Genomic DNA, 13,667 nt, shown 5'->3' on the forward strand with positions numbered 1-13,667 from the left:
TGGATGGTCACCTCTGTCCGCTCATGAGAGACGACCCCATCAGATGCCTGTCGAGTCGGTCTTCCCGCGCCTGGAAGCGCTTCTTCCGCATGTCCAGAAGCCGATCCAGTACGTCGGCGGAGAGCTCAACTCCACCGTCAAGGACTGGGACACCTGTGACGTGCGCTGGGCGCTCATGTACCCCGACGCCTACGAGGTCGGGCTGCCCAACCAGGGCGTCATGATCCTCTACGAGGTCCTCAACGAGCGCGAGGGCGTGCTCGCCGAGCGCACCTACAGCGTATGGCCGGACCTCGAGGCGCTGATGCGCGAGCACGGCGTCCCGCAGTTCACCGTGGACGCCCACCGGCCGGTCTCCGCGTTCGACGTGTTCGGTCTGTCCTTCTCCACGGAGCTGGGCTACACCAACATGCTCACCGCGCTGGACCTGGCCGGCATCCCGCTGGAGTCCAAGGACCGCACCGTCGACCACCCGATCGTCCTGGCCGGCGGCCACGCGGCGTTCAACCCGGAGCCCATCGCGGACTTCATCGACGCGGCGGTCATCGGCGACGGCGAGCAGGCCGTGCTCGACATGACCGAGATCATCCGCGCCTGGAAGGCGGAGGGTCGGCCGGGCGGTCGCGAGGAGATCCTCTTCCGCCTCGCGAAGACCGGCAACATCTATGTCCCGGGCTTCTACGAGGTGGAGTACCTGCCGGACGGCCGCATCGGTCGCGTGGTCCCCACCCGCTCCGGTGTGCCGTGGCGCGTGTCCAAGCACACCGTCATGGACCTGGACGAGTGGCCGTACCCGAAGCAGCCGCTGGTGCCGCTCGCCGAGACCGTGCACGAGCGCATGTCGGTGGAGATCTTCCGCGGCTGCACCCGCGGCTGCCGCTTCTGCCAGGCGGGCATGATCACCCGCCCGGTGCGCGAGCGCTCCATCACCGGCATCGGCGAGATGGTGGAGAAGGGCCTCAAGGCGACCGGCTTCGAGGAGGTCGGCCTGCTGTCGCTCTCCTCCGCCGACCACACCGAGATCGGTGCCATCGCCAAGGGCCTCGCCGACCGGTACGAGGAAGACAAGATCGGTCTGTCGCTCCCCTCGACCCGGGTCGACGCCTTCAACGTCGACCTGGCCAACGAGCTGACCCGTAACGGCCGCCGGTCCGGCCTCACGTTCGCCCCCGAGGGCGGCTCCGAGCGCATGCGCAAGGTCATCAACAAGATGGTCTCGGAGGAGGACCTGATCCGCACTGTCGCCACCGCCTACGGCAACGGCTGGCGCCAGGTGAAGCTGTACTTCATGTGCGGTCTGCCCACCGAGACCGACGAGGACGTGCTGCAGATCGCCGACATGGCGACGAAGGTCATCGCCAAGGGGCGCGAGGTCTCCGGCAAGAACGACATCCGCTGCACCGTCTCCATCGGCGGCTTCGTGCCCAAGCCGCACACGCCGTTCCAGTGGGCGCCGCAGCTCTCCTCCGAGGAGACCGACGCCCGGCTGGAGAAGCTGCGCGACAAGATCCGCGGCGACAAGAAGTACGGCCGCTCCATCGGCTTCCGCTACCACGACGGCAAGCCCGGCATCGTCGAGGGCCTGCTCTCGCGCGGTGACCGCCGGGTCGGCGCGGTGATCCGGGCCGTGTACGAGGACGGCGGCCGCTTCGACGGCTGGCGCGAGCACTTCAGCTACGACCGCTGGATGGAGTGCGCCGGCAAGGCGCTGCCGGAGTTCGGCGTCGACGTCGACTGGTACACCACGCGCGAGCGCACCTACGAGGAGGTCCTGCCCTGGGACCACCTGGACTCCGGTCTCGACAAGGACTGGCTCTGGGAGGACTGGCAGGACGCGCTCGACGAGACCGAGGTCGACGACTGCCGCTGGACCCCGTGCTTCGACTGCGGTGTGTGCCCGCAGATGGACACGCACATCCAGATCGGCCCCACGGGCAAGAAGCTGCTGCCTCTGTCGGTCGTCAACAACTGACCCGACCGAGCCGAGCTCGCGTACGGCCCCGGTGGCGCCCGCCACCGGGGCCGTACGACGTTCCGGGCGCCGGTGGCCGGAACCGCACAACCCCTCTGCCGTGCGGAGGAACCGGGCGCCACAATGTCGCGATGCCCGAACTCATCGCCCCCACCGCCCGGGTCCACGCCTCCTTCCTGGCGGCGATGGACGAGTTACGCGCCGAGGGCCGGGACAGCACCAGCGAGACCACGGTCGGATCCGAGCTGACGGAGTACGGCGACATCTGGCACGACCCGGGCGTCTTCGCCGACTACATGGCCCGGCTGCGGACCGACGCCCGGGAGACCGCCCCGCCCGCCCGCGGCGTCGTGCCGATGACCACCCTCTGGTACGTCGACGGCGACACCTATCTGGGGCGGCTCGCCATCCGGCACCGCCTCGACGACTTCCTGCGCGAGTACGGCGGCCACATCGGCTACGGGGTGCGCGCCTCCGTGCGCCGCCGGGGCCACGGCACCGCCATGCTGCGCGCCGCCCTGCCCCATGCCCGGACCCTGGGCCTCGACTCCCTGCTGGTCACCTGTGACACCGACAACGTCGGCTCGCGCAAGGTCATCGAGGCCTGCGGCGGGCTCCTGGAGGACGAGCGCGGGGGCAAGCTGAGGTACTGGATCTGCACCGAGGGCTGACCCGGTACGCTGCCCGGATGGAACGGCTCGACGGGTACACGACATCTCCGGCTCCGCGTCAGGAACCCGGAGGCGGATGTCTGACCAGGGCTTTCCTGCTCCCCGTGCGGATCGTGGCGTTGATCGTCGTCGTTCCCCTGCGCCTGCTCTGGGAGGCGCTGACCGCCTGCGGCCGGGCCCTGTACCGCTGGCTGCTGCTCCCGCTCGGGCGCGCCCTGGCCTGGCTTCTGAACATCCTCGTCGTGGTGCCGCTGCGGGCACTCGTCACGGCCGTCGGATGGCTGCTGCACCACCTGCTGGTGGTCCCCGCGCGGTGGCTCTACCGGGTGCTGCTGACGCCCCTCGGCCGCGGGCTCGTCTGGCTCGGCCGCCACCTCTTCGTCGTCCCGCTCGTCGCCCTCTACCGCTATGTGCTGACCCCGATCGGCCACGCCATCTCCTGGGTGGCGCGCGGAATCTGGGCCGTCATCACCTTCGTGGTGCGCTACACGGTGGTGGTGCCGCTGGTCGCGCTCTGGCGCTATGCGCTGGGGCCGATCTGCCGCGGCGTCGGCACGGTCCTCGGCTGGGCCTGGCAGGCCGCCGGCCACGTCGTTCGCTTCCTCTGGGGGATCGTCTCCACCCTGTTCCGCTGGGTGGTCGTCATCCCCGTCGGATGGGTCTGGCGCGGTCTGCTGCGACCGGTGCTGCACGCCGTCCGCGACCACGTGTGGCGCCCGGTCGTCACCGTCGTGCGGCAGGTCACCGCCGAGGTCCGGCGGGCGCTGTTCGGCGCGCCGCGCGCGTAGCCGGCCGTGACCGGCGGGAACCGCGGCCGGTGAAGGCGCGTACTCTAGAGCAAAGGACTGGGCGCGAAGTGTCACCGCCGACGGGGCGGTGATCCGGACCGGACGACGCCGGGATGGCTGCGGCCGGAAGCGTCCCCGCCGAGGCGGGGACCGCGCCACGGCTCGATGTACACAAGGAGAATTTCCACTGGGCAAGCGACAGCCCGAAGGCCCGCCGCCCGCACCCGCGGTGCAGCGCATCCGCCTTCGGTACACCAAGCGCGGCCGCCTCCGCTTCACCAGCCACCGCGACTTCCAGCGCGCCTTCGAGCGTGCGCTGCGGCGCGCCGAGGTGCCCATGGCCTACTCGGCGGGCTTCACCCCGCACCCCAAGGTGTCGTACGCCAACGCCGCCCCCACCGGAACCGGCAGCGAGGCCGAGTACCTGGAGATCCAGCTCGCTGAGGCCCGCGACCCGGAGACGCTGCGCCGGCTGCTCGACGAGTCGCTGCCCACCGGGCTCGACATCACCGAGGCCGTCGAGGCCAGCACCTCGGGCCTGGCCGACCGGCTGCAGGCGTCGGTGTGGGAGATCCGGCTCGACGGGGTCGAGGTCAGCGAGGCCGAGCGGGCCGTCGCGGCCTTCCTCGCGGCGGAGACCGTCGAGGTCCAGCGCAAGACGAAGAACGGCGTCCGCACCTTCGACACCCGGGGTGCCGTGGCCCGGCTCGCGGCGGTCGCACCCGCGGCCGATAGGCCCGGCGACGGTGCCTGTGCGATACTGCGGCTGGTTGTGCGGCACGAGACACCTGCCGTACGGCCCGACGACGTCCTGTCCGGCCTCCGCGCCACGGCCGACCTGGCGCCGCCGGTCCCCGCAGCGGTGACCAGGCTGGCGCAGGGGCTGCTCGATGAGGAGACCGGCACGGTGACCGACCCGCTCGCGCCCGACCGCGAGGCAGTCACGGCCGCCCCATCCACGGCCGCCGGACTGGCCGCCGCGAAGGCGGCGGAAGGTTCCGGGTAGGACCGCCGTCGATGCGCCGCCGAGGTACCAGGGAGCCACCCGGGTCCGGCAGGCGCACTGACCAGGAGACTTTCGCCGGTCCCCGCCTTTCGGGTCCCGGCGAGCGAGACAAGAGCTCCCGTGTGGCGCCCGCGCCCCGGACGGCGGCAGTCGCGCATTGCGCGGGCCGTGCCCGGAACCCGGCGCGGCGCCCGGGAGCGTGACGGGAGAACCGCCCGCATGCTCGAATCAATTGAGCCCACTGAGCCCCAGGACCAGTCGGACGCGCGAGGACGGGCCGCCGATGGCGGTGCCGCCGGCACGACCGGTACCGGGCAGGACAACAACAACAGCCCCAGCGACACGCTGCCGGCGCGACGTCGGCGCCGCGCGGCCTCCAGGCCGGCCGGACCCCCGGCGGCGACGCCGAGTGACGACGCGGCTATCGCCTCCGCCTCCGCCGCTGCCGCCATACCGACGGAGGAGGCCGAGTCGGCCGTCGCCGAGCCGGTCGTGGAGCCGGTCGCCGAGGTGAAGCCCCCGCGCACGCGTCGTCGTGCCACGCGTAAGGCCACGGCTCCCGCTGCCGCGTCCGTGGAGAGCCCCGAGCCGGCCGCCGAGGTCGCCGACGAGGCCGTTGAGGCTGAGCCGGTCGCTGAGCCGGAGCCGGTGGTGGAGGCTGAGGTGAAGCCCGCGCGGACGCGTCGTCGTGCCACGCGTAAGGTCACCGCTCCCGCGCCGGCGGAGGTCGTGGAGCCGGTCGCCGAGGAGGTCGCCGAGGCTGAGGCGCCCGTGGCTGAGCCGGTCGCTGAGCCGGAGCCGGTGGTGGAGGCTGAGGTGAAGCCCGCGCGGACGCGTCGTCGTGCCACGCGTAAGGTCGCCGCTCCCGCGCCGGCGGAGGTCGTGGAGCCGGTCGCCGAGGAGGCCGTCGCGGTCGAGGCGCCCGTCGCCGAGCCGGAGCCGGTGGCCGAGGTCGAGACGAAGCCCGCGCGGACCCGTCGCCGTGCCGCCCGCAAGGCCACCGCCCCCGAGGCGCCGGCCGCGGAGGCCGTCGAGCCCGCGGCGGAGCCGGAGCCGGTCCGACCGGAGCCCGCTGCCGCCCCCGTGGCCGAGAAGCCCGCGCCGGAGGCCCCCGCGCGGTCCCGCCGCCGGGCCGTGCGCCCGCCGACGGCCCTGTTCCAGGCCCCGGTGTTCACCGAGCCGATGTTCCAGACCCCGGAGACGGCGGCGCTCGCCGCAGCCGAGGAGCGCGCGGCCGCCGAGGAGGCCGTCGAGGTCGAGGAGGCTGTCGAGGTCGAGGAGGCCGAGCCGCTGCGCCCCGCCGCCGGCCGCCGTCGCCGCCGTCGGCGCGACCAGCCGGTCGAGGAGCGCGTGGAGGTCGAGGAGGCCCCGGAGACCGCCGAGGCGGAGGCCGAGGGCGTCGCCGAGCCGGTCGAGGTCGAGGCCGAGGCGGACGAGGAGGAGCCGGGCGACCGTCCGCGTCGTCGGCGCCGCGGCGGCCGTCGTCGTCGCCGTGGTGAGGCCGCGGAGGCCGAGGGCGGCGAGGAGCGGCTCGAGGAAGCGGCCGAGACCGAAGCCGAGGCCGAGGGGGTCGAGGCGGAGGCCGAGGCCGAGGAGCCCGCCGAGGACGAGGACGCCCTGGTCGGGGCCGGCTCCAGCAGCAGCCGTCGCCGTCGCCGTCGGCGTCGGCGCAGCGGCGAGGCCGTCGAGGGCGAGCCCGCCGCGGACGAGCCGGAGCGCACGGTCGTCAAGATCCGCGAGCCGCGCAAGCGTGAGGAGCCCTCGGACGAGGTGCAGTCCATCAAGGGCTCGACCCGTCTGGAGGCGAAGAAGCAGCGCCGCCGCGAGGGCCGTGAGCAGGGCCGCCGCCGGGTGCCGATCATCACCGAGGCCGAGTTCCTGGCGCGCCGCGAGGCCGTCGAGCGGGTCATGGTCGTGCGTCAGAACGGCGACCGCACCCAGATCGGCGTGCTGGAGGACAACGTCCTCGTCGAGCACTTCGTCAACAAGGAGCAGTCCAACAGCTACGTCGGCAACGTCTACCTGGGCAAGGTCCAGAACGTGCTGCCGTCGATGGAGGCCGCGTTCGTCGACATCGGCAAGGGCCGCAACGCCGTCCTGTACGCCGGTGAGGTGAACTTCGAGGCGCTGGGCCTGGCCAACGGCCCGCGCCGGATCGAGACCGCCCTGAAGTCCGGGCAGTCCGTGCTGGTCCAGGTCACCAAGGACCCGATCGGCCACAAGGGCGCCCGGCTGACCAGCCAGGTCTCCCTGCCCGGCCGCTACCTGGTGTACGTGCCCGAGGGCTCGATGACCGGCATCAGCCGCAAGCTGCCCGACACCGAGCGGGCCCGGCTGAAGCAGATCCTCAAGAAGATCGTCCCCGAGGACGCGGGCGTCATCGTGCGCACCGCGGCGGAGGGCGCCAGCGAGGACGAGCTGCGCCGCGACGTCGAGCGGCTCCAGGCGCAGTGGGAGGAGATCCAGAAGAAGGCGAAGAACGGCGGCGCCCCGACGCTGCTGTACGGCGAGCCGGACATGACCGTGCGCGTCGTCCGCGACATCTTCAACGAGGACTTCTCCAAGGTCATCGTCAGCGGTGACGGCGCGTGGGAGACCATCCACGGATACGTCTCCAACGTGGCGCCGGACCTGGCGGACCGGCTCCAGAAGTGGACCTCGGACGTCGACGTCTTCGCCACGTACCGCATCGACGAGCAGCTGATGAAGGCGCTGGACCGCAAGGTCTGGCTGCCCAGCGGCGGCTCGCTGGTCATCGACCGGACCGAGGCGATGGTCGTGGTCGACGTCAACACCGGCAAGTTCACCGGCCAGGGCGGCAACCTGGAGGAGACGGTCACCAGGAACAACCTGGAGGCGGCCGAGGAGATCGTGCGCCAGCTGCGGCTGCGCGACCTCGGCGGCATCATCGTGATCGACTTCATCGACATGGTGCTGGAGTCCAACCGCGACCTGGTGCTGCGCCGCCTGCTGGAGTGCCTGGGCCGGGACCGCACCAAGCACCAGGTGGCCGAGGTCACCTCGCTGGGTCTGGTCCAGATGACCCGCAAGCGGGTCGGCCAGGGTCTGCTGGAGTCCTTCTCCGAGTCCTGCGTGCACTGCAACGGCCGCGGCGTCATCGTCCACATGGACCAGCCGACGTCGGTCGGTGGCGGCGGCAAGCGCAAGAAGAAGAAGGCCGGTGCCGGCGCCCCGCAGGCCGAGCCCGAGCAGCTCGTGGAGGAGCTGCCGGAGCCGGAGGCGGCCGCCGCGGAGGCCGAGACGGTGGCCGAGGTCGCCGCCGAGGTCGCCGAGCCGCAGGCGCTCCCCGAGCCGGCGTTCGCGCCCGACGAGGAGCTCTACAGCAGCGCCGCCGAGGCCGAGGCCGCGGCGATGCGCGGTCGTGGCCGTGCCCGTCGCCGGGTGACCCGTAAGGCGACCGCCCCGGCCGGTGCGCCGAAGGCCGTGGAGCCGGTGGTCGTGCAGCCGGTGGTCGTGGTGGCGTCCGAGGAGCCGGAGGTCGTGGCCGAGGCCGTGAGCGAGGCGGTGGCGGCGTCCGAGGTGCCGGCGGTCGTCGCCGAGCCCGAGGCCCGGCCGGAGCCCGTGGCGGCGCCGCGCGCCCGTCGTCGGGTGACCCGGAAGGTGTCGGCTCCGGCCGGTTCGCCGGCAGGCTCGGAGGACGCGGCCGTGGTCGTCGTGGCCACCCCGGCCGCGGAGGCCCCCGCCGAGGCTCCGGCCGAGGCGGCGGCGACCGAGGCCGAGGCTGAGGCCGCGGTCGAGGCGCCGGCCAAGAAGACGGCCCGCAAGGCCGCCAAGAAGGCCCCGGCGAAGAAGGCCACCGCCAAGAAGACGGCCGCCAAGAAGACCGTCGCGAAGAAGGCGACGACCAAGAAGGCGGCCGCCAAGAAGACGACGGCCAAGAAGAGCGCCACCAAGAAGGCCGCGGCGGCGGAGCAGACGCTCTCGTCCGTCACCGCCTCCACGGAGGACTGACCTTCAGCGCGTCCCGTCGCCGCCCGGAGCCCCGCTCCGGGCGGCGACGTCGTTCTCCGACGGTGTGACACCGCGCGGAGCCGTCAAGCGGCCCGGGGCGGCCCGGGGGCGGACAGGAGCGGTCGGGAGCCGGTGCGCGGCCGGTTCGGGAGCCGGCGGGCGCCGGTGGGAGCCCATGGGGGCCGGCCGGGGGAGGGGGACGCCCGGTGTCGGGTGGCCCGGTTTGACCGGTCGCCGAGGGGACCGTAATCTTGACCGTCGGCGTCTGTACGCCACACCCCTGAGCAATCACCTCCCGGTCCCTCGGGAGAGGCCGCTCGTCCTCATGGATGGTCATGGACCCCTGGTCCCTGTGGAGCGGCTGGCATCAGAGGTCCGTTTTCGAGCGAGAGAGAGTTCCGCGTGTACGCGATCGTGCGCACCGGCGGCCGCCAGCAGAAGGTTTCTGTCGGCGACGTCATCGAGGTTGACCGCATTTCCACCAGCAAGGTCGGCGACACCGTCGAGCTCTCGACCCTGCTCGTCGTCGACGGCGACTCGGTCACCAGCGACCCGTGGGTCCTGGCCGGCGTGAAGGTCCAGGCCGAGGTTGTGGACCACCACAAGGGCGACAAGATCCGCATCCAGAAGTACAAGAACAAGACCGGTTACAAGAAGCGGATCGGCCACCGCCAGCTGCACACCGCGCTGAAGATCACCGGCATCGACGCTCCGGCGAAGTAAGGGACTGAGGAGACATGGCACACAAGAAGGGCGCATCGTCCACTCGGAACGGTCGCGACTCCAACGCTCAGCGGCTCGGCGTGAAGCGCTTCGGCGGTCAGGTCGTCAACGCCGGTGAGATCCTGGTCCGTCAGCGTGGCACCCACTTCCACCCGGGCACGGGCGTCGGCCGTGGCGGCGACGACACGCTGTTCGCGCTGGCCGCCGGTGCGGTGCAGTTCGGCACCTTCCGCGGCCGCAAGGTCGTGAACATCGTTCCGGTCGCCGAGTAATCTCGGCCCCACCAGGAGCGAACTAGCACCTTCCGAGGGCGGACCGCCCTTCCCCGCCGCGCGGGGAAGACGGTCCGCCCTCGGCGTGTTACCCCAGAAGTACATCCCGCAGATTTCCCGTATGCACAGCCACCGCAGGAGGCAACCGTCATGACCACCTTCGTGGACCGCGTCGAGCTGCACGTCGCCGCGGGTAACGGAGGCCACGGCTGCGCCTCCGTGCACCGCGAGAAGTTCAAGCCGCTCGGCGGCCCCGACGGGGGCAACGGCGGCCGTGGTGGCGATGTGATCCTGGTCGTCGACCAGTCCGTCACCACGCTCCTCGACTACCACCACAGCCCGCACCGCAAGGCCACCAACGGCAAGCCCGGCGAGGGCGGCAACCGCTCCGGCAAGGACGGCACGGACCTGATCCTGCCCGTCCCGGACGGCACCGTCGTCCAGGACACCCGGGGGAACGTGCTGGCCGACCTGGTCGGCCACGGCACCCGCTTCATCGCCGCCCAGGGCGGCCGTGGCGGCCTGGGGAACGCCGCGCTCGCCTCGGCCCGCCGCAAGGCCCCGGGCTTCGCGCTGCTGGGCGAGCCCGGTGACACCGGCGACATCGTCCTGGAGCTGAAGACCGTCGCGGACGTCGCGCTGGTGGGCTACCCGAGCGCGGGCAAGTCCTCGCTGATCTCGGTGCTCTCCGCCGCCAAGCCGAAGATCGCCGACTACCCGTTCACCACCCTGGTGCCCAACCTCGGCGTGGTGACCGCCGGTTCGACGGTCTACACCATCGCCGACGTGCCGGGTCTGATCCCCGGCGCCAGCCAGGGCAAGGGCCTGGGCCTGGAGTTCCTGCGCCACGTCGAGCGCTGCTCGGTGCTGGTGCACGTGCTGGACACCGCCACGCTGGAGTCCGAGCGCGACCCGATGACCGACCTGGACGTCATCGAGTCCGAGCTGGCGGAGTACGGCGGCCTGGGCGACCGGCCGCGGATCGTCGTGCTCAACAAGGTCGACATCCCCGACGGCCAGGACCTCGCGGACATCATCCGCCCCGAGCTGGAGTCCCGCGGCTACCAGATCTTCGAGGTCTCCGCGGTCTCGCGCACCGGCCTCAAGGAGCTCTCCTTCGCGCTTGCGAAGATCGTTGCCGAGGCGCGGGCCGCGAAGCCGAAGGAGGAGGCGACCCGGATCGTCATCCGGCCGAAGGCCGTGGACGACGCGGGCTTCACCGTCACCGTCGAGGCGGACGGACTCTTCCGCGTCCGCGGCGAGAAGCCGGAGCGCTGGGTCCGCCAGACCGACTTCAACAACGACGAGGCCGTGGGCTATCTGGCCGACCGCCTCAACCGCCTCGGCGTCGAGGAGCAGCTGGTGAAGGCCGGTGCCCGCGCGGGCGACGGCGTGGCCATCGGCCCCGAGGAGAACGCCGTGGTCTTCGACTGGGAGCCCACCATCTCCGCCGGCGCCGAGATGCTCGGCCGCCGCGGCGAGGACCACCGCTTCGAGGCTCCGCGCCCGGCCGCCCAGCGCCGCCGCGAGCGCGACGCGGAGCGGGACGACGCGGAGCGGGAGTACGACGAGTTCGACCCGTTCTGACCGGCGACCCCGCGGCGGCTTGGGCAGGCCCCACGGGCGTCCCGGAGCGGTCCGGACCCCCGTAACCGGGGTGGGCCGCCGGCGCGCCCCTGAAGAGCCCGCAGGGCCCCGTACGAGCCGTACGGGGCCCTGCGGGCTTCTGTGCCCCGGGCCGCCGACCGTGGCCGCGGCCCCGACGGGCGGCGCCACCCCGGGCACACGGCGCGTACGGCGAAGCCCCTCGGAGGACGTCCTCCGAGGGGCTTCGTTGCGTGTACTGCCGGGGCGGGTGCCGGGGAGATCAGACCCCCGCGGTCTCCTCCGAGGCGTCGGAGTTGTCGGCGCCGGCCTCCATCTCCATCTCCTCGGCCGCGTCGTTGGCCTCGCGCTGCCCGGGGAACTCGGCCGCGAGCCGGGCCTCCATGCGGACCGCGCGCTCCTCGGCCTCGGCGCGCAGGTCGAGGGCCGCCCGGTTGAAGCGGGCCAGCGACGGCGGGTCGGACGGGCCGAGCAGGTGCTCCTTGAGCTCGGCGCGCTCGGCGGCGAGGGTGTCGTGCTCCGGGTTGCGGACGGCGTCCAGCAGCGCCGGGACCTCCGTGGCCTCCGGGGTGAGGATCATGGCGGCGCGCACGGTCGGGAAGCCCGCCCTGAACTCCTCCTCCGACATGCCGCTGGTGTTCGCCACCGCGTACGGCTTCTCGCTGCTCAGGTAGTCCGAGACCACGCTGGAGACGTCGCTGATCAGCACGTCGGCCTGGTTGAAGCAGTTGAAGATCGCCGGGCGCGGGCCGGTGACGATCTGGTGCTCCCACGCGGGCAGCGAGGCCCAGAAGGCGTTCTCCCAGGCGGTCATGGCCTCCTCGACGCGGGCCGCGCGGTGCGGGTCCGGGGCGCCCTGGACCCGCATCCGCTCCATCTCGTCCACGCTGGGGCGGAAGGTGGAGGTGGTGAGGGCCTTGAGCTCCTCCGCGCGGCGGACCAGCTCGGCCTCGGCCTCCGGGCCGGGACGGGCGCCGGAGCGCCGGGTGTTCGCCTCGGCGATCATCGCCTTGATGCGCTGGTTGGCGGCGCCGGCCTCCGGCACCACCGAGCCCGTCATCGGGTGCGGCTTGTAGATCAGGCGCACGGCCGGGTCGGCCAGCAGCGCGCGGACGATGTTCTCGCCCGCCAGCATCACCGAGGTGTTGCCCGGGTTGCCGTCCCAGCCCTCCCAGGTGGGGGCGTAGAGGACGTTCAGGAACTCGCCGGTCGGCTTGCCGGCGTACGGCCGGATCGGGGCCAGCTGCGGGCGGCCCACCTCGACCACGTCGAGGTCGTCGACGCCGATGTCGGCGAGCTGGTAGCGCTCGCGGGCGGCCGGGCCGGCCACCCAGACCTCGTCGTACGCCTTGGCGTACGGGTTGCAGCTGGAGAGCTTGTCGCTCTCGCCGTGGTTGATGAAGGCGTGCTTGATCGACGGGATGCGCAGCACCTGCGAGGTCTTGCCGGAGTTGGCCGGGTGGAGCAGCACCTTGAGGGTGGAGTGCTCCAGCCGCATCAGGTTGGCGACCTTGGGGAGGCACACGATCGGGATGTCCGTCGCGTCGATCTTCTGGACCATGAAGCGCTCGCGGAGCACGATGATCGGCTTGCCGTCGAGGGCGGCCAGGGTGGAGAGCCACATGTTGGCCTGGTACGCCGACGAGGTGCCGCCGGAGAAGTACATGCCCACGGTCGGCTGGTACTCGGCCAGCCAGGCGTCCAGCCACTCCAGGGCGGCCTGCTCGCTCACCGAGCGCTTGCGCGGCAGCAGCCAGCTCGCCAGGTGGATCGTTCCGGCGATGCCGATCAGCAGGCCGACGGCGAGACCGACGGCGCCCAGCAGGGCGTTCTCGGTGGCCGCGGTGACCACCAGGCCGGCGGTGACCGGGACCGCCAGACGCAGCAGGCGGCGCGCGTGCTGGCGGGCGAAGAGCCGCGGCGGCGCGTCCGTCAGCCGGAGCCCGGACGTGTCGATGTTGCGGGTGACGAACGGCAGCTGGCGGGTGCGGCGGACCATCACCGCGGCCGCCTGGCAGGCGAAGTGGACCACGTAGAAGAGCAGCACACCGACGGCGAGCGGAGCGTGCTCACTCGTCGGGTCGATGCCGTCCACGCGCGCAAGACCGACCAGCAGGAACATGTCGCGGATCAGCTGCCGCACCACGACGTCGAAGCGGATCTTCCCCAGCAGGGAGAGCAGGCCAGGCTGCTTGTGCTGGAGATACAGGTCGAGCGCGAGGCCACCCGCCGAGGCGGCGACGAGGAGCGGCACGTTCGGCAGCAGGGCGCCGGCGAGCTGAGTGGCGAAGAACACCACCATCGCGAGCAGCGCCGCCAGCTGTACGGCTCGGCGGGAGGAGGATCCGGCAGAGGGCACGGGGTGGGCTCCTGGCAGGAGTGACGACGGACTGGGGTTCATGCAAAAGCGGGGGTTGGCCGCCTGTTCCACCCATAGACGCCGGGAGGACGTGCGAGGTTGTGGAAGGGGCCGACCACCGACCGTATGACGCCGCCAGCCCCGGTGACAATCTACGGTGACGTGATTCATCTCCAACCGGGACCAATCGCACCGTCCGCCCGCTGAAACCGGGCGGCGGCCCCCGGCTCCACTGACGTAGATTGCGGACGACGGAAACGGCGGTTCCGGCTCCCGCGCGGTGGCGCGGAGGCACGGGA

9 protein-coding genes are annotated in these 13,667 nt (G+C 72.3%); 8 read left to right on the top strand and 1 reads right to left on the bottom strand.

Annotated elements, in window-relative coordinates; genetic code table 11:
• Positions 1 to 43 precede the first annotated feature (43 nt).
• From CD790_RS14315 to obgE, 8 genes are all read left to right on the top strand, one after another.
• On the top strand, positions 44 to 1,972 hold the full coding sequence (locus CD790_RS14315; protein ID WP_144383584.1) for a TIGR03960 family B12-binding radical SAM protein: 1,929 nt from the start codon (positions 44 to 46) through the stop codon (positions 1,970 to 1,972).
• 131 nt (positions 1,973 to 2,103) lie between these two features.
• The gene (locus CD790_RS14320) at positions 2,104 to 2,643 is read left to right on the top strand and encodes a GNAT family N-acetyltransferase (protein WP_186319013.1); all 540 of its coding nucleotides are present in this window, start codon (positions 2,104 to 2,106) and stop codon (positions 2,641 to 2,643) included.
• Between the two features lie 104 nt (positions 2,644 to 2,747).
• On the top strand, positions 2,748 to 3,431 hold the full coding sequence (locus CD790_RS14325) for a hypothetical protein (RefSeq protein ID WP_260867572.1): 684 nt from the start codon (positions 2,748 to 2,750) through the stop codon (positions 3,429 to 3,431).
• A 229-nt stretch (positions 3,432 to 3,660) separates the two neighbouring features.
• Positions 3,661 to 4,437, top strand: coding sequence for a TIGR03936 family radical SAM-associated protein (locus tag CD790_RS14330; RefSeq protein WP_144383585.1), 777 nt, complete (start codon positions 3,661 to 3,663; stop codon positions 4,435 to 4,437).
• A 219-nt stretch (positions 4,438 to 4,656) separates the two neighbouring features.
• Positions 4,657 to 8,409, top strand: coding sequence for an Rne/Rng family ribonuclease (locus tag CD790_RS14335; RefSeq protein WP_144383586.1), 3,753 nt, complete (start codon positions 4,657 to 4,659; stop codon positions 8,407 to 8,409).
• A 402-nt stretch (positions 8,410 to 8,811) separates the two neighbouring features.
• A complete protein-coding gene (gene rplU / locus CD790_RS14340) occupies positions 8,812 to 9,132 on the top strand; it encodes a 50S ribosomal protein L21 (protein WP_144383587.1) in 321 nt (106 codons plus the stop codon).
• A 14-nt stretch (positions 9,133 to 9,146) separates the two neighbouring features.
• Positions 9,147 to 9,404 carry a 50S ribosomal protein L27 gene (gene rpmA, locus CD790_RS14345; protein ID WP_144383588.1) on the top strand — a complete coding sequence of 86 codons (258 nt, stop codon included), beginning with the start codon at positions 9,147 to 9,149 and terminating at the stop codon, positions 9,402 to 9,404.
• 150 nt (positions 9,405 to 9,554) lie between these two features.
• Positions 9,555 to 10,991 carry a GTPase ObgE gene (obgE, locus tag CD790_RS14350; protein ID WP_144383589.1) on the top strand — a complete coding sequence of 479 codons (1,437 nt, stop codon included), beginning with the start codon at positions 9,555 to 9,557 and terminating at the stop codon, positions 10,989 to 10,991.
• A gap of 280 nt (positions 10,992 to 11,271) precedes the next feature.
• Here obgE and CD790_RS14355 read toward each other — a convergent pair whose 3' ends face one another.
• Positions 11,272 to 13,368 (bottom strand): hypothetical protein, encoded by a 2,097-nt coding sequence (locus tag CD790_RS14355; RefSeq protein ID WP_144383590.1) that lies wholly within the window; start codon positions 13,366 to 13,368, stop codon positions 11,272 to 11,274.
• Between the last annotated feature and the right edge of the window lie 299 nt (positions 13,369 to 13,667).

The sequence above is a fragment of the Streptomyces sp. SAJ15 genome (assembly GCF_007595705.1).
Lineage (GTDB): Bacteria > Actinomycetota > Actinomycetes > Streptomycetales > Streptomycetaceae > Streptomyces.